Here is a 17206-nt window from a genome sequence, read left to right as displayed (position 1 = left end):
CTTCCCTGCGTCGACCTGATCGCGACGAACCCAGTTCAGCAAGGTCTGTGCCGAACCGATGCCCAACTTGGCGGCCACCGACTCGATCGCTGCCCACTCCGACGAGTACTCGCCGCGCACCTCGGCGACCATTCGCACCGCCCGCTCACGCAGCTCGGCCGGGTACTTCCTCGAACCTGACATGACTCCATCCTTCACAAGAGATGAAGTCTCCGGACTCACCGGGGCGATTCAATCTGCACCTGGAACTCAGTTTCCAGGATGGCAGACCATCCCTTACGTGATCGTGGGACGCAATGGCACAGGTAAGACTAATCTTTTTCCAGACCAGCCTCTTGCGGCGGGCCGATGCCTGTCGTGATGACATCGGCAATGCTGTTGCCGCGTTGTGCGGGCCGGACTTCGGTTACCTCACTGGCGCATTCATCCCTCTCGATGGCGGACAGGCCAACCTCGGCTGATCGGCACGCCATCTTAGGTCGTGCTCCCCAGCTCTCACGGTCTCAACCGGCAATCGCCGGAGCCACGTCAGTTCACCCGGTGGTGCCGCGGCGCCGCGGCGAGCCCACGCCAGGCCAGCAGCCACCTCACTAGCGAGCTCGGTCCCGCATCTCCCCCACCTGAACGCTGAAACACCCACTGCACCTGCTCATTATGTCGAGAACGCCAACCAGCATCCGGTCTGGCGGATAGTCACGAAGGACGCGAATTGCAGTCATGGTCACGTTCTTCCCCACTCAGGCGGCAACCGCCGCTGGAATCAATCCAGATCCGTGTGATCCGGAGCCCTCATTAAATGTGATCACCGACTGGTCAACCCATCCAATCCGCATACGGCCCAGAACGAACCGGCATTGGTGAACATCCCAGTCGTTCGCAACTTCGGACACTCATCACGCGGCGGCTGGCACCCACGGCAATGCTCGAAGGCTGTCAACGCACTAGGCCCAACGGAAACAACGCTCACCACAAAGCAGATACTTCGTCATGGTGCCGCTGGAGGAGCGCTCCGTCTATCGAGCTCAACGCTACTTTTGCACCTTCAAGCTTCATGTAATCCGCATACTGGGCAAGGGCCGGGGCAACTGCGACAGTCATAGTGGCCGGATTGATTGCAAGCAGGCCCGCGTCGAACAACTGGTGGATATCGGACCTCAGCAGCATTCCCCCACTGACACTGTGTGTCTCGTGCTCCGCAAACGGCCGTAGGTGTGCTGCCTGCAAAACCTCTACAGGACAAGGACCGGTGACTGCACAGTGCAGTCCATACCTCTGCAACAAAGCCTGCCGAAATGTGTTCTGCCCGTTACGAGCTTTCGTGCGACTGTCACGCCTCCCACCAGGAATCTTGACGTCGAGTCCACCAGCCGGCGCCGCCGGAACGGAAACACCGAGATCCTCAAGGAGCTTTTCTAACCCCTTGACATCACACGGCCGAATCGAGTGCTGCGATGCGCCGGATAGATGAGGTTCGAGATCTGCATACGCGATTGCACCATCCAGTGCCCGCCAGCCTAGACCGTAGCTCGCGACGTACTCCTCAACAGGCTCGTATCTCTCGACAGGCTCGATTGCACCGGCGCTGCACCGCCGGTTACCACAGACATAGCTGTTGGTTCGCTTCCGCAACTCCACGCTGGCAGTTCTACAGGCGGGGCAGCGACGGCGAAATTTCTTGCCGGGTGCATGTTCGATTGCGTCAATCCTGGATACACCGAAGACAGTTTTCGACTCCCGAATGACGACCAAGTCACCGACCGACGCTTGCTTGTAGTACGCCACGTCATTGTCGTACAGATACTGAACCCCCAGTACATCGGCGTAGCCATCGTTGCCGTGCCAGCTCCGCTCGCCCTCGACCGCCGAGGTCAACACCCATGCCTGCGCCACGCCCATCCATCCGCCCCTAGTCCATCCGAATCGATCTCAACTGCGACGACTGTACGGCTGCAGTCCGACAGTTCACTCGGAAGCCAGCCTCTTGTTCGCAGCTCCAGGCATGCGTTAGACCACCCGACCGCACGATGGATTTGCTCCAGCCAGACACCTGATCGCACAAGACTGCCCACAACCTGAAACACATCCAAATCTGTGTGATCCGGAGCCCTCCTCACGTGTGATTACCGACTGGTCAACCTATCCAATCCGCATGCGGCCCAGAACGAAATGCGATTCGTGAACACCTATCCAGCAGCGGGCGTGAGCTGATGTGCAGGCGGGACAGATGGAGGCCCTGCTCAGAGAAGGGCGAGGCCGGGAGCGGCTTCCGACTTCGCCATAGCGCAGTCGGTTGCCTCCCCACGCATCAGTTAGCTTTCATACCAACATGAGGGCCATGTGCAGCTAGCGAGTTCGGCGAAGGCCGCTGATGCCACCATTGACCCTCCCGTCAACCGAGCGCCGAGTCCAACGCTGTCCGACTTCAACGAGTACTACTTGGCTGTTTGTGGAGCGCGTTGAAGACTACGTTCGCGGCGAAATCCCGGCGATTGCGATACGACAGATCGGTAACATCGATTCCGGCTATCAGCTGGTCTGGGAGTTGATCGGCCGGCCAGTCGTTGAACGGAACGATCGCAATCAGGGTCTCGATATCGAACCCCTGCAGGGCTTCCTGTTCGAAGTCAAGACTGTGACCGACGGTAACGAGTCGTGCTGCGAGATCCAGTAGGTCGACACCTCCCGTTGCTGTCGAACGCTGCCGGACGGTTTCACGGACGCGGTCGATCAGCCCCTCTTGCTGGGATGCCCAGTACCAGTAGCGGGCGAGGGGGCCGTGTTCGGTGAGGTCGCGATCGTCGAGCAACGCGGCAACTAACTCGCTGTGGACGCGATCGCGCACCGGCTCCGATGCAATCCAGAGGCTCGTTCCTGGGGTGATCTGGCCTCGGCCCACGTCGAGGACGGTAATGGTGATGTCGGTCTCGAAGTCGTCAAGGTATGCGGTGATGGCATCCTGGGCGGCTTCTTGCCCGATACCGACGTTTGCCGCTACCCAGAGCTGGAAGGCGGCAACAGCCCACCATGCGTCGCGATGCGGCTGTTGGCGCTCCTTGTCAGTGATTGCACGGGTCAACGCGATCGCGGCCTCACCACTGTGTGTCACGTCCCCGATCTCGTCGAGAACGTCGCCGATGATCGTGCGCACCTTCGTGCGCAGCAGTGGGGCGGTCTCGGCGTTGGCAACGTGGCTGTGGATGAGCGAGGCCTCAGGTAGCTTTCCCGTCGATATCAACTCGATGAGTTCTGCTCGTACGGCGGCGTCACGGAGATCGGTGGCGGGGAACCCGAAGGCGAAGTACCGATCGAAATAGTCCGATGAGCGAATCTGAAAACTCGCTGGATCGGGTATTACTCGGTAGTCATTCTGGGGCCGAGGTATGGCTGGCGCGAACAGTGCCCGTAAAAGTGTGTAGGCACGGCTTGTGGTGTCTTCGTTCTTGCCGTCCGGGTCGACGGCCGTCGCGACCTTCGCTCGCCATTGGTCTGCGAGGTCGGTTCTCTCTTGAAGGGTTGCGGAGGCGGCTTTCCCCTGCGTTAGGTCGCGTTTCCACGAGCGGAGGGACCTGTAGAGCTGGGGGTATTCGAGCCGCAGGTATGTGATGAGAACCGTGTCGACGACATCGATTTCATCGGTGGCGCAGCTGCCCTCACTAGACTTGTCGGTGACAAGCGAGAGCACCATGTCGACCTGCGCAAAGAGCCGGTGGACGGTCCGCAATGTGAGCGAGTCGAGGGGCAGTTGCTCAAGAATGACGTCCAGGTGCAGTGTCCCGTCGTCGCGACTGCCGAGATTGAATCCACCGCGGCGCGCGAGGGTGCTGAGCTGACGGTCGAACTCGCGGCGAAGGTGGAGCAGCTGGATCGGTGGTAGCTCGAACGGATACTGCACGATCTTCTCGAGGTACTGCTCAGCCCGACGAGCGTTGCCATTCGCAAGGTCTGATCGGGTCAGGACATCCGTGACGGTCTGGGTGTCGTAGGACAGCAGGTAGTGGACTCCGTCGAAGCGTCCGAGCAATCGGACGGCCTTCATTACTGCGAGCAGTTCGTCGTGGTGCAGTCGGTCGATGTCGTCAACGACCACGAGAACTTGAATGTCGAGTTCAGTTAGGACTTTCCCGATCCCCTCGAAGCGTTTCGCGAACGGATCCTCTTCGACGCGGATGTCGCCGGCGCTGTCGGCCGCCGCGTCGAAGAAGGCCTGTGCTGCTTCCTGCGTAGTTCCCTCGCCGAGATACCGATTAAGTACGCCATGGAAGATCGCTTTCGCTCCAGCCGCGAGTGCCGGGGCAGCGGCGTTCAACATCTTCTTCGCGTGCTCCCCTTTGTCGTTCTCGGGCATTGCGGCCGCGATGGTGCGATAGAACTCTTCGGCCAGCGCATAGGGATCGTTGACCGCCCACGGGGTGAAGAAGACTACGTTCCACTCGTCGTGATTCTCGTCCAGAGCATTCTTGATCAAGTGCAGAGTCGACGTCTTGCCGGCACCCCACGCGCCAGAGAGCCCAAACACCACGCTGGGCCCGCTACCTGCCAACGCGATGCGCTCAGCGACCTGTTCGGCAAACCACTCTCGATCCAATCGATCCGGCTGCGCAACGCTACCGTCAATCGGTGCATCGGATGTTGCCGAACCATCGGCGGTGCCAGGTGTCTGTTCGCTCACGGCAGCGATGATCGCACCTTGGCCTCGAGAGCGGTCAGGAATTGGACCCGTTTCTCATGATCAAACCGCGGTCGGTTTCCCGCCTTGAGGCAGGGTTGTTGCGGCACAGGTCCGACAAGGCTACTGGCTGAGTGCCTGAACTCTGAGGAGCTCTTCGATGAGTTCATCGAGGAGCTCCTCAGAGAACGCAATCGGAGCCCGCATCTCGATTGTGACCTGCTCGCCTGTCGCGATGCGTCCGGGAATAGTCCGGGCAGTGTCGACGTACTCGTCTACGAAGGCGTCGAGGCCTCGGAGTGGTTCGTTGGTGAGCCGTGCAGCGATCTCATATGCCGTCGAATACTCTTGTGGCACAGTGAGTCCGCGCAGTTCAGCTGCCAGGTCGAGGAACTGCTTGTATACATCGGTGAGCCTTTGGCCAATGTGCAAGATTCTGTCAGGATCGCCAGGGACTGCTGGTTCGCCATTCTCGCCGGGTGGCGCTCCGAAGGCTGCCCGAGTTACCGCGGGATCAAGCACCTTCATGAAGGACTTGCCTAGATTCGAAACCTCGATATCGATGGAGCGCATTCTCCGCATTGCCTCATCAGCGTCGAGTGTCCTCCCCGATCGTGGCGCATACTCCATCTCATGGTCGCGTCGCTCTGCCGACAGCTTGTCCCTACCTTGCTCGATGATCGACGCGAAGGCGAGGATCTCCCAAGATGCTGGTCGCATACGCAGGAGTTCTTGGAGTTCTGCAGGAGTGGTCGCGACGCGGGCCTCGTAGCTTGCCAGCGCCTGCGCGCGTGGCGAACCCATCTTGTAAGCGACGGCTGCGGCGATGCCATCGATACCTTCACGGGTCGCCTCCAGATACCCGACGGTTGGAAGCAGGCCGTCCAGCGTGGTGTCGTCTAGTCGGATCGGCAGGATGTACGCGGACCTCTGAGTCAGCGCGCGGGCAAGGGCGGTGCGACGTTCAAGGCGGGTCCACTCCTTGTCTGCGTAGTGACGAGAGATGAACATGGCGACGTAACGGGCGCGCTCCATGTAGACCTTTGTGAAGAACTCGACACCGTCCTCCCCCCAGGAGTCGTAGCGGTAGTCAGCGTCATAGAACACTCGTATTCCGTCCGCGTCGAGCTTGCGAACGACGTCCTCAACGTACTGGCGGTTTTCGCCCGCAAAGGAGACGGCGATGTCGAACTCATAGTCGGCGGCGTCCTCGCTTGCATCCACCGCGCGATCATCCCACGCAAGGCCGACAACGATGTGAATTCCTGAGATTCGACGCGCGGCGGAGGCATCGGCGGGAATTCATGAAGCAAGAAGGGCACTCCTGCGAACCGAAACGCCCTATATCGCTTAGAACCTCATGGATGGACGGAAATCTTGACGTCGCGGAATCCCTTTCCAGCTCGGTGCCACAAGCTGCAATCGGTGCCCGCGCACCCCGGCCTGCTCGAGGCCGATCCTGGCACTCGCGGTATTCGACATCGCGACGAGGGGGCTGGCCCGCCGGGCCGCGGGTCTCGCGTGCCGGCTCCGCGGCGTCCAACAGGCTCGGATTCGCAGAATCACACCTCGACGTCCACTCCTGCAGGAAGCCGTACCTGCCCACCCCAGGAGTCGGGCACCGAGTACTCCAGTTCGAGCGGGATCGGCCGCATGACGAAACCGGTGTGGCAACGTTCCAGCATCTCGGTGGATCGACATGTGAAGCACAAGGGCGAACGGTCGATCGCGATCACATGGCGGCTTCAGCGGCCCATACTTATCAAGGTCATGCAGTCGGTCGCGGTCATCGCGGAGTTGGGCGGATTGGTGGTTCGCCAAAGGCGCGCACCGCCTGGAGCTTCAGGTCGGCCGGCCGTCACCCACCCGGCGACCCACCGTCACCACGCCGCGCTACCGTTGACCCGCACACCAGCCCACCACAGCAGCGGCCAGCCGAACCCCGGTCCGGCGCAGGACAGAGGAACCATGAGCGACCACGACACCACCGACGACCAGCCGCTGCGGATCGACGGCGCACTCGCCGTGGTCACCGAGCAGCACGACCAGCTGCACGCCCTGTGCGTGCGCACCCTGGCCGAGCTGTTGGGCTCCGAGCCGGACACCGACGAGGACGGCGATATCGCGATCCCCGTGCACGGCTTCGCCGTCTACGTGACGGTCGCCGACGACGGCCCGCAGCTGCACGTGTGGTCCTCGATCGTCACCGGCATCACCGACCGCGCGCAGGCCACCACGCAGCTGGGCGCGCTGTCGGAGGAGTGGCCGCGGCTGCGCTTCTCGCTGAGCGAGGAGCACCTGCTGGTCTCGACGCTCGTCGACGCGGACCCGTTCGCGCCGCAGCACCTGATCAACCTAATCGACGAGATCCACGACCTCACCCACGACCTCGACGACGACTTCGCCGCGCAGTTCGGCGGCACCCTCGACTGCGACGCCGACGATGACAGCTACGCCGGCGGTTGCGATGGCGGGGGCTGCGGCGGCGACTGCGCATGCGGCGACTCCGGCGAGCACATCGAGGGCGACCTCGGCATCACCCCGGCCGCCAACTAGCCGAACCCGACGGGAGCAGGCGTTCGGCGAAACCGCCGCACGTCTGCTCCGCCGCGTCCTGAGCCTGAAAGTCGGAGGCTCGCGATACCCTGCATGCCGACGGTCGGGAGTGCGGCCGGAGCGCACTGCAGATGGGACCACGCCTTTGCCCGACCTCGAGAAGTTCGACCAGGCCGTCGAACTGGCGTGGCGCGAGTTCCGCGGCACCCTCGCGGACCACATCGGCACCATGCGTGGCGAGGACATCCTCGTGGTCGAACTCGCGGAGGAACCGGGCGTCGGCGGCTACCTCCCGTGCGTGCAGTTCCTGGCCTGGGCCGAGGACCTGGTGCGCTGCGAGGTGCCCTCCAACGCGTTCCTCGACCCCCGCTTCGCGCTGTCCCCCTCCGACGAGGCGCTGCTGATCGAGCTGGGCTGGCAGCACCCCACCTGCGCGCCCGACGCCGATCCCGGCGACGGCTCACCCGCCTACTTCCTCGACCGCACCGTCCGGTGGTCCGACCAGCTGGCTTCCATGGCCGTGGCCGCGTTCCGCGACGTGTGGAGCGTGCCGCACCCGAGCTTCCTGCGCGCCGAGGCTGTCGGCAGCCGGGCCGGCCATCTCGCCGGGCCCACCGTGCGGGACTGGCTCGGCTCGGACGTCGATCCGATGCTGGCCGTCGCCCCGCGCGACCCGGATCACCTGCGCGATCTCGTCGAGGCCGCGCTCACCGAACTGCTCGGCGATCAGCCGCAGGTCGACGGCGACGGCGACTTCGTCCTGACCATCGAGGGGCACGCGGTGTTCGTGATCCCTCACGCGACCGAACCCGTCATCCGGCTGTGGGTGCCGCTGCTCTACCGGATCGGGGGCCGCACCCGGGCCGCCGAGACGGTCGCCGACCTCACCGCCCGCTGGTCGCACCTGCGGTTCGTGCTCCGCGAGGATCGCCTCAACGCGGTGGTCGAGGTGCCCGGATTCCCCTTCGTGCCACGGCATCTGACCGATCTGCTGGACCGAATCACCGCCTTCCTCGCGACCGTGGACCGGGCGTTCGCCGGCCGCTTCGACGCCGTCGGCTATCGCACCACCCCCTCCCCCGGCGCGGACCACGAATGCGTACCCGACGTGCCGCCGTCGCTGATGGCGGTGATGCAGCTGGTGCTCTTCGGCGAGGGCGACCTCGACGCCGAGACCGCCGCCGACGTCTGCGAACGCGACCGCACCACCATCCTCGAGTACATGCGGATCAGCGCGGAACGCGCGACGGAGTGGCGTGGCTCGCTGGAGAAGGCTCGCGCCGAGGCGGACCCGGACGAGATCGCGCTGTGCGAGGGCGAGGCCGCGGCCTGGTCCGACACGCTCGCCGCGCTCAGCGGCGCGCTGCGGGTGGTCAGCTTCTCCCGGCCCGGGCTGCTGGCCCCCGAGCCCGCGGCGCCGCCACTGCAGTTGGAGCTGTTCGACGAACCACACGAGCTCACCCTGTTCGACGACCCCCGCTGAGCTGGCCCCCTGAACTACCCCCGCCGCAACCCGCTCGCCCGCAACACCCGCCGCCGCACCCCGGCCCGCACGGACGCCTCGTCCCCCACGATCCGCACGTGCCCGCGCGCCCGGGTGATGGCCGTATACAACAACTCCCGCGTCAGCAGCGACGACTCCTCGCCCGGCAGCACCACGGACACCGTGTCGTACTGGCTGCCCTGGCTGCGGTGGATCGTCATCGCGTACACCGTCTGCACGGCGGACAGCCTGCTCGGGTGCAGCAGCAGCGGCTCCTCGCCGCGGGCGAAGGCGGCCACCAGCTCGCCGCCGCCGCGGTCCACCACCACGCCGGTGTCGCCGTTGTAGATCCGCACCTCGTGATCGTTCGCGGTCACCAACAGCGGCTGCCCCACGTACCAGCGGTCCGGGTCCAGCCGGGTCCCGGTGGCCGCACCGATCCACTCCATCGACGACCGCGCCCACCACGCCGCGCCGAACGGGCCGTCGCGGTGCGCGCACAGCAGCCGGTGCGACTCCGACGCCCGCAGCGCCGCCACCGCGTCGCCTGCCGCGGCGGCCTCGGTCACCGCCGCCGCGGTCGTGACCACGTCCGAGCGCAGCGCCGCCAGGTCGTCCGGCGCCACGAAGGACACCGCCTCCGCCCCCGACCGCAGGATCGCCATCACCGCGTCCTCGTCGCCGTCGCGCACCGCGACCGCGAGCCGGGCGATCTCGCCGCCGAACCGGCGCCCGCGGCTGAGCCGAACCACGCCGCCGCGCAACCGATCCCGCTCCCCCGCACTGAGCGCGGCCTCGTCAGGGTCGTCGGCCGCGTCCAGGTCCGCGCCGACCACCCGCGTCAGCACCGGGTTCTCCGTCCCGGTCACCGGCCGCGCCACCAGGTCCGCCAGCACCGCGCCCGCGTCCACCGATGTCAGCTGGTCCGGGTCCCCCACCAGCACCAGCCGGGTGTCGGGGCGCAGCGCCTCGAGCAGCCGGCACATCATGGTCAGCGACACCATCGATGTCTCGTCGACCACCACCACGTCGTAGGGCAGGTGGTTGCCGGCGTTGTACCGGTACCGGCTCGCGCCCACCCGCTGCCAGCCAAGCATCCGGTGCAGCGTCATCGCCGCCAGCCCGGCCGGCAGCCCGATCTGCTCGGCCTGCTCGCGCACCGCCTCCTGCAGCCGCGCGGCCGCCTTGCCGGTGGGCGCGGCCAGCCCGATCCGCAGCCCGTCGCCGTGCTCGGCGACCAGCAGCGCCAGCACCCGCGCCACCGTGTGTGTCTTGCCGGTGCCGGGCCCGCCCGCGATCACCGCCGTCCGGTGCGTCGCGGCCACCGCCGCGGCGATCCGCTGCCGGTCCGGGGCCGCCGCGCCGCCGAACAACTCCGCCAGCCCCGCCCGCAGCCGGTCCACGTCCACCGCGGGATGACCGAGCGCGCGCTCGTCGAGCACCCGACGGATGGTCTGCTCCTGCCGAAAGTACTTCTCCAGGTACAGCAGCCCGCCCTCGTCGGTGTCGACCAGCCGCAGCGGGCGCAGCGGCCCGGCGTCGCCGCCGATCACCAGCGGGCTGCGGCGCAGCGCCGCCAGCACGTCCGCGTCCTCGGGCCACGGCAGCGTCTCCAGGTCCACGCCCTCCCCGGCCGCGGACTCGTCGACGGTGACCTCCCGGATCCGGCTCAGGTCCAGGCACACCGAGCCGGAGCGCACCGCGCGCACCGCCAGCGCCGTCGCCAGCAGCGCCTCCTCCGCGACCTCCCCGCCGAGCGCGCCGAGGCGCAGCGCGACGTGCACGTCCGCGGCGGCGAGCACCCCGGCCTCGTTGAACACCCGCAGCGCGCCCTTGCCGCGCTGCGCCACCTGCACCTCGGTCACGGCGCCCCCTCGATTCCGGCCAGCAGGTCCGACAGCTCGGACACCAGCGCGGCGGGCGGGTACCAGTCGAAGACGCCCGCGCCGGCCGGGCTGTCCGGGCCGGCCATGCCGCGCACGAACAGGTACTGCACCCCTCCCAGGTGGGTGGCCGGGTCGTAGCCGGGCAGCCGCCACCGCAGGTAGCGGTGCAGCGCAACCGAATACAGCAGCGCTTGCAGCGGGTAGTGGGCGCGCATCATCTCCGCGGCCATCGTCTCGGCGGTGAAATCGGCGGTGGTCAGGTCGCCCGGCGCCAGCCGGTTCGTCTTGTAGTCCACCACCACGAAGCGGGGTCCGGGCAGCCGCAGCACCGCGTCGATGCTGCCGGTGAGGTAGCCGCGCAGCGGCGCCGCGCCGAGGGTCTCGAACAGCGCCGCGTAGTCGGCCAGCGGGTCGTCGGCGGGCAGGTGCCTGCGCAGCAGCGGCGCGACCCCCGCGAGGGTCACCTCCGCGTCGGCGTCCTCGCCGCCGGCGAGCGGCAGCTCGAAGTCCAGCTCCGGCAACCGGTCCGACGGCGGGATCGACGCCAGCGTGTGGCCTCCACCCAACGGCGTGTGCAGCACCGGCACCAGCGCCGCGGCCAGCGCGTCCGGGTCGACGCCCGAGTACCCGGCGGCGACCGTCTCGCGGCAGCAGCGCAGCAGCTCGGCCTCCAGGTCCGCGGCGGCGGTGTCGACCTCCTCGAGGACCGCGTGCACCAGGGTGCCGAACGCGGCCCCGGCGGGCAGCCCGTTCATCGGCGACGGCAGGCCGACGGCGAGGGTGGGCGAGACCAGCGGCGGCTCGTCCGGCTCGTCGTCGAGCTCGGGTTCCTCGGCCTCGCTGCCGACGCTGGGCGGGGCGTCGTGCGCGTGCGCGGTCAGCGCCGAGTAGGAGGTGCGCCGCCAGGCGGCGTCGAGGTCGCGGTCGAACCGCGCCGCGGCCAGCTCCCCCACCTCCTCCTGCGGGGGCGTCCACTCCGGCACCACGATCGGGTCGGCGCCGACGGCCTCCACCCGCACCAGCGCGGAGTCGCCCGCCCACGCCGAGAGCCGCTGCGCGACATCCGGATCGGCGGGCACCCGCTCCTGCGCCGGCACCTCCAGCTCGCCCGGCCGCCGGGCCAGCAACATCCGGTGCAGCGGCGCGGCCCTGGTCGAGAAGGCGGGCGCCCACCACAGCACCAGCTGGCACATGGCCCGGGTCAGCGCGACGTACAGCAGCCGCAGCTCCTCCCCGGCCTCCTCGTCGTCGTGCCGCTTCTTGCGTTCGTTGTAGCCGGGGCCCTCGGGTCCGCCGACGTCGAGGATGCGGCGGCCGTCCGCGTCGTGCAGCAGCAACTTGTCGGGCTTCGGGTTCTTCGCCGCGTCCCACGCGTACGGCAGGTAAACCAGCGGGTACTCGAGGCCCTTGGTGGCGTGCACGGTGGCGATCTGCACGGCCGCGGCGTCGCTGTCGAGGCGGCGGCTGCGGTCGATGCCGCCGACCGCGGGGTCGCGCATCCGGTCGGTGAGCCAGCGGGTGAGCGCGGTGAGCCCGAGGGATTCCGCGACGGCGGCCTCGTTGAGCAGCTGCGCGACGTGCCGCAGGTCGGTCAGCCGCCGCTCGCCCGCGGCCCGCGACAGCATCCGGGCCTCGAGCCCGCTCCAGGCGGCGAGCCGCTCGAACAGCGCCGCGAAGCCGGACTGCGCGAACACCGCCGACAGGTCCCGCAGCCGCCCGCCGATCTCCGCGACCGCGTCGTCGCCGGCGGCGTCGAGCTCGGTGGCCGTGCGCCCGAGCAGCGGGGTGAGCGCCGCCAGCCGCACCCGGTCCGAGCGGTGCGGCTGCTCAATGGCCTGCAGCACCCACAGCCAGTCACGGGCGGCGGGGGTGAGGAACACGCTCAGCCCGCCGACGGTGACCGCCGGCACCCCGGCACGGTCCAGCGCGTCGTGCACCAGGGCGACCTGCGCGTTGGTGCGCACCAGCACCGCGATGTCGCCGGGCTCGGCGGGCCGCGGCCCGCCGCCCAGGTCCACCGTCTGACTGCCGCCGAGGAGCCCCGCGATGTCCGCGGCGAGGTCCGCCGCGACCCGCCCGCGCAGCGGCCCGACGGCGGGAAAGCCGGTCTTGCCCAACGGTCCCGCGCCCGCGCGCGGCAGGTGCCGCAGCCGCAGCGGCACCGCCCCGCCGATCAGCGACCCCGCCTTGGCGGCGTCGACGGGGTGCACCACGATCTGTGGGTGGCCGAGCGCGGCGCCGCCGTGCAGGTGCGCGAGCGCGTCCAGCAGCGGGCCGTCGCTGCGCCAGTTGGTGGTGAGCTCCTGGTGGCTGTCGGCGGCGCCGACCGCGTCCAGGTAGGCCAGTACCTCCGCGCCGCGGAACGCGTAGATGGCCTGCTTCGGATCACCGACGAGAATCAGCGTCGACTGCCCGTGGAAGGCGCTGCGCAGGATCCCCCACTGCAACGGGTCGGTGTCCTGGAACTCGTCGACCAGCACCACCGAGTAGCGGTCCCGGACCCGGCGGCAGGCGGCCGGGCCGTGCACCGGGTCGGTGAGCACGCCGTGCAGCAGGGCGGGCAGGTCGTCGAAGTCGCGCAGGCCCACCGCGCGCTTGCGGCGGCGCGCCTCGGCCCGCACGGCGGCGGCGAACGCGGCCGCGTCGCCAGCGGGGGTCCCCTCGGCGTCGTCGGGCGCGAGCGCCGCCTGCGGGTCGAAGATGGCCGCCCGCGCAGCCTTTCGCGCCTCGCCCGGGGTCAGCGAGGGCGACCCGGCCCGCCCGAAGGTGCTCAGGTAGAGGTCGCCGATCACCTCCGCGTTGAGGTCGGCGGCCTCCTCGACCAGCACCGCGTCGGGGTCGCGCTCCCCGGCCATGCCGAGGCCGTCGAGCATGCGCTGGCAGAAGCTGTGCGTGGTGGCGATGGTGGCGGCGTCGAAGTCGGACAGGGCCTGCAGCAGGCGGCGCCGTCGCAGCGCCACGGTGTCGGGGTCGGCGTCGGCGAGGTGCGCGACGAGCGGGTCCCGGCTGCCCGCCGGGTCCGCGAGACCGGCCGCGGCGGAGGCGAACCGCTCCCTGGTCCGTTCGCGCAGCTCCTTCGTCGCGGCCCGGCTGAAGGTGACGAGCAGCAGGCTCGCCGGGTCCACGCCGGCCTCGGCGACGAAGCGCGCGGCCAGGCCGACAATGGCGTAGGTCTTGCCGGTGCCCGCGCTCGCCTCGAGCACGGTGGTGCCCTTCGGCAGCGGGCCGAGCAGGTCGAACGCGGTGCGCTCGGTCACGGTTCCGCTTGCCTCTCTGGCGCTCACGCTTCCCCCAGTGTCTCGGCCGCCAGCAGCGGGTCCCACAGCTCGCGGGCCATCGCCCCGAAGACGCTGCCCTCCACCGGGTCCGGCGCCGCGGCGAGCACGGACAGCGCGGGCCCGGCCCCGTACACATACGACAGGTGCCGGTCGGTGGCGTCCCCGAAGGTGCCGCCCCACTCCTTGCCCGCGGCCTCCATCGCCATCTCGACGGAGGCGCCGCCGGAACGGCGTTCCGCGTAGGCCGCCGACGCGCCGGTCGCCAACGGCGGCGGGGCCTGCAGGCCCCGGTCGCGCAGCTCGACGAGGCGCACCAGCACCGCGAGCGCGTCCTCGGGCGCGGTGAGGGTGGACTGCCAGGTGGGGCGGCGGTACTGGCCGCGGCCGGTGGTCACCGCCCGCCAGGCGGTCTCGCGCGGTCCGGCCGACGCGGCGACCGCCAGCAGCTGCGCCCACGCCGTCAGCCGGTGCTTGGGCGCCAACCGCGAGAACGTGGTCCGCGCGATCACCGTCCCGTACACGCCGCCGACGGTGCCGGTGAGCCGCCGACCGGATCCGAGATCGACGTCCACGTCGATCGTGTCGGCGCGGCCCGGCTGGCGCCCGGCGGCGGCGAGGGAGCGCACCGTCGCCTCGATCTCGCCGAGGGCGCCCTCCCCCAGACCGAACGGCGGCAGCGTGCCGCGGCGCCACTCGGCGGCCCGGAAGTCGGCGATGCCCTCCGCAAAGTCCCGGCCGTCGGCGAGCAGCGTCGCGAGCATCCGTTCGCCGATGTCCCACTTCCCCAGCGGGTCCAGCTCCAGGTCCATCGCGTCGGCGATGTCCTCGTCCAGCTCGGGCACCCGCAGCCCGAGCCGCTGCCGCAGGAACGCCTGGGTGGGGTGGACGAGGAACGCGACGAGCTCGGCGAGGTCGACGTCGCCCGGGGCCCTCGGCGGCAGCGGCTCCGCCAGAAACACGGCCTCCGGTTCGGGCGGCCGCTGCGCGGCCCGCGCCCCGGCCAGCGCGGCGGCGTCGAAGCTGAACGGTCCCTCGGGCCGGAAGTTGCGGGCGTCGAAGGGCTGCAACGGATGCCGCGTCAGCGTCGCGTCCGGGCGGCCGGCCATGGTGTCGAGGACGTCGCAGAGCTCGCTGAGCGGGATCGCGGGCGGGCGCCGGGAGCCGCTGACCGGGTCGGCGCCCGTGTAGAACAGCACCAGCTTCTCGCTCGCGGACATCACCGCGTCGAGCAGCAGCTGACGGTCCTCGCTGCGCGGATCCCGTTCCCCCGGTAGCGGTGTCCGCGCGAGCACGTCGTCGCCGTCGACGCCCGCGCCGCGCGGGAAGACCTCGTCGTCGAGCCCGAGCAGCACCACCACCCGGTGCGGCACCGAGCGCATCGGCACCATGGTGCACACGGTCAGCTCGCCGGTGCGGAAGTTGGCGCGGGTGGGGCGTCCCGCCAGCCTCGCGCGGAGCATCGCCCGCACGTCGGCCAGCCGCAGCTCGCGGTCGTCGCCGTGTTCGACGGCGGCGGCGAGCTCGCGCTGCGCCTGCCCCAGCTGCCAGGCGTCGCGCTCGCGCACGTCGACGAGCAGGTCAAGGGCCCTGGCCAGCCCCGCCGACCACCGGCCGGTCGGCTGCGGGCCGCGCAGCCCGCGCAGGGACACGTCGAGCCGGTCGACGAACTCGGCCAGCCGGCCGGTGAGGTCAATGTCGTTGCTGTCGACGTCGTCGAGCGGCAGCGCCAGCGCGAGCCACTGCGCTTGCCCGTTGGCGCCTTCGCCGGAGGCGCCGTCCGCGGCGGCGCCGAGCAGGATGCGGTCCAGGGCCGACCGCACGGTGTTCTGCGGGAAGTCGCCGAGCCCGAAGTCGGTGCGCTGCAACGGCCCGATCCCCCACCGCGCCCCGGCTGCGGTGGTCCATTCGCGCAGCCGCTCGAGGTCGTCGTCGGTGAACCGGAAGCGTCGGCGGACGGGTTCGGCGGCGGCGAGGTCGAGCACCTGGCTGGCGGTGACGCGGCCGTCGGCCAGCCCGAGCAGCGTCGCGACGACGGCGAGCACCGGATTGGTCTGGTGCAGTGCACGATCGGCGAGGCGCACACGCAGCCGGTGCCCGGGGTGCCCCTCCGATTCCTGACCGAACGCGGCCCGCACCAGCGGCGCGTAGGTCTCCACGTCCGGGCACATGATCAGCACGTCGCGCGGCTCGAGAGTCGGATCGTCCTGGAACAAATGCAGCAGGGTCTCGCGCAGCACCTCCACCTGCCGGGCCGGACCGTGGCAGGAGTGCACCTGCACGCTGCCGTCGGCGGACGCGTCCGCGGTGGGCGCGCGGTCGGCGGCGATGTCGGCCTGCAGCCGGCCGAGCAGGGTGTCCGGCGTCGGGGCGCCGCGGTGGTGCGCGTGCTCGAGGCCGGGGCGGCTGAGCCGGGCCTGCAGCTCGCGGACGTCGCGGGCCAGGCCGGCCAGCAGCGGGTGCGTGACGGCGAGCGCACCGTCGTCGTCGGCGCGGGTCGTCGCCGGCTCGCGATCGGCCAGCGCCGCCCACATGCCGGGGCTGGGGTGCGGAACCCACAGGTGCACATCGCGATTCGCGGCGATCGCGGACAGCACGTCGATCTGGGCGGTGGTGAGCCGGGTGGGCCCGAACACCGAGATCCGGTCCGGCAGGTCGAGCAGCCCCGGCTCGTCGCGGAGCCGGGCGCAGGCGCCGACCAGCCGCTCGGCCGGGCTGGGGCAGTCGACGCGCTCGCGCAGCCGCCGCCACAGCTCCGCCTGCCACAGCAGGTCGTCGTCGAGCTGGCCGCCGGCGCCGTCGGTGTCGCGTCCCTCGGACCAGTCCGCCAGCATCGCGGGGCGCTGCGCGCCGTAGCTGCGGAACAGCTCCGTCAGGTGCGCGGCGGTGCCGTAGCGGCGGCCGCTGCGGTGGTCGTCGGCGCCGCGACCGAGATGTCGCGCCAGCACGGACGCCCACGGCTCGTCGAGGACGTCGTCGATGACGCCGAGCAGCGTCCAGAGCGATCGCGCCGGGTTCCACGGGTCCTCGTCCGCGGTCATCCCGGTCGCCGCGGCCACGGCCTCGTCCACCAGCCGGGTCGGCGACGGGAACTCTATGTTGGCCGCGACGCCGTCGCCGTCCACCGCGCCGAGCGTGGACGACAGGCGCTGGGTGAGCCAGCGCTCGACGCCTTTGGCGGGGACCGCGATCACCTCGCGGGCGAACGGGTCGGCCAGCGGGTTCCTCAGGACGTCGGCGAGCCCGGCCGCCAGGGTGTCCGAGCGTTCGGCGCGGTGCAGCGTCAGCACGTACTCCCCCTCGGTTCGGACTCCGCGAATGGTCGGCTCAGGCTTATCAC

8 protein-coding genes and 2 pseudogenes are annotated in these 17206 nt (G+C 69.5%); 3 read left to right on the top strand and 7 right to left on the bottom strand.

Going from position 1 to position 17206, the window contains the following annotated elements; all coding sequences use genetic code 11:
- Positions 1-183: pseudogene (locus BR31_RS0118960) on the bottom strand (IS3-like element IS987 family transposase); the annotation flags it as partial.
- A 170-nt stretch (positions 184-353) separates the two neighbouring features.
- Here BR31_RS0118960 and BR31_RS32305 point away from each other — a divergent pair.
- A pseudogene (locus tag BR31_RS32305) lies at positions 354-461 on the top strand (3-oxoacyl-ACP reductase); the annotation flags it as partial.
- A gap of 502 nt (positions 462-963) precedes the next feature.
- Here BR31_RS32305 and BR31_RS31220 read toward each other — a convergent pair.
- The 3 genes from BR31_RS31220 to BR31_RS30695 form a co-directional block, all read right to left on the bottom strand.
- Positions 964-1890: an HNH endonuclease gene (locus BR31_RS31220; protein ID WP_197023657.1), complete on the bottom strand. Its 927-nt coding sequence runs from the start codon at positions 1888-1890 to the stop codon at positions 964-966.
- 532 nt (positions 1891-2422) lie between these two features.
- On the bottom strand, positions 2423-4669 hold the full coding sequence (locus BR31_RS0118950; protein ID WP_197023656.1) for a KAP family P-loop NTPase fold protein: 2247 nt from the start codon (positions 4667-4669) through the stop codon (positions 2423-2425).
- 120 nt (positions 4670-4789) lie between these two features.
- Positions 4790-5890, bottom strand: a complete 1101-nt coding sequence (locus tag BR31_RS30695; RefSeq protein WP_051637564.1) for a TIR domain-containing protein — start codon at positions 5888-5890, stop codon at positions 4790-4792.
- A 744-nt stretch (positions 5891-6634) separates the two neighbouring features.
- Between BR31_RS30695 and BR31_RS0118935 the strand changes: the two genes are divergently transcribed.
- Together BR31_RS0118935 and BR31_RS0118930 are read left to right on the top strand one after the other, a co-directional pair.
- Positions 6635-7222, top strand: coding sequence for a T3SS (YopN, CesT) and YbjN peptide-binding chaperone 1 (locus BR31_RS0118935; protein WP_027502354.1), 588 nt, complete (start codon positions 6635-6637; stop codon positions 7220-7222).
- Between the two features lie 145 nt (positions 7223-7367).
- Positions 7368-8705 (top strand): T3SS (YopN, CesT) and YbjN peptide-binding chaperone 1, encoded by a 1338-nt coding sequence (locus BR31_RS0118930; RefSeq protein WP_027502353.1) that lies wholly within the window; start codon positions 7368-7370, stop codon positions 8703-8705.
- Between the two features lie 14 nt (positions 8706-8719).
- Here the strand turns inward: BR31_RS0118930 and recD are convergent, their stop codons facing one another.
- From recD to recC, 3 genes are read right to left on the bottom strand one after another with little or no spacing between them, the layout of a single operon-like run.
- Entirely contained in the window at positions 8720-10570 is a 1851-nt protein-coding gene (gene recD / locus BR31_RS0118925) for an exodeoxyribonuclease V subunit alpha (RefSeq protein WP_027502352.1), read from the bottom strand.
- Positions 10567-13875, bottom strand: a complete 3309-nt coding sequence (locus tag BR31_RS0118920) for a UvrD-helicase domain-containing protein (protein ID WP_197023655.1) — start codon at positions 13873-13875, stop codon at positions 10567-10569. The genes recD and BR31_RS0118920 overlap by 4 nt, the downstream gene beginning before the upstream one ends.
- The gene (gene recC / locus BR31_RS0118915; protein WP_027502350.1) at positions 13872-17156 is read right to left on the bottom strand and encodes an exodeoxyribonuclease V subunit gamma; all 3285 of its coding nucleotides are present in this window, start codon (positions 17154-17156) and stop codon (positions 13872-13874) included. Before recC ends, BR31_RS0118920 begins: the two co-directional genes overlap by 4 nt.
- Positions 17157-17206 lie beyond the last annotated feature (50 nt).

Source organism: Rhodococcus sp. UNC363MFTsu5.1, from assembly GCF_000686785.1.
In the GTDB taxonomy this organism is placed as follows: domain Bacteria; phylum Actinomycetota; class Actinomycetes; order Mycobacteriales; family Mycobacteriaceae; genus Rhodococcus_G; species Rhodococcus_G maanshanensis.
The sequence above is the reverse complement of the archived record's forward strand: the minus strand, read 5'-3'. Positions and strand labels throughout refer to the sequence as shown.

What these genes read in the sequence shown, in the direction of transcription:
- BR31_RS0118935 (WP_027502354.1), top strand. Translation starts at nt 6,635, where the DNA reads ATGAGCGACCACGACACCACCGACGACCAGCCGCTGCGGATCGACGGC.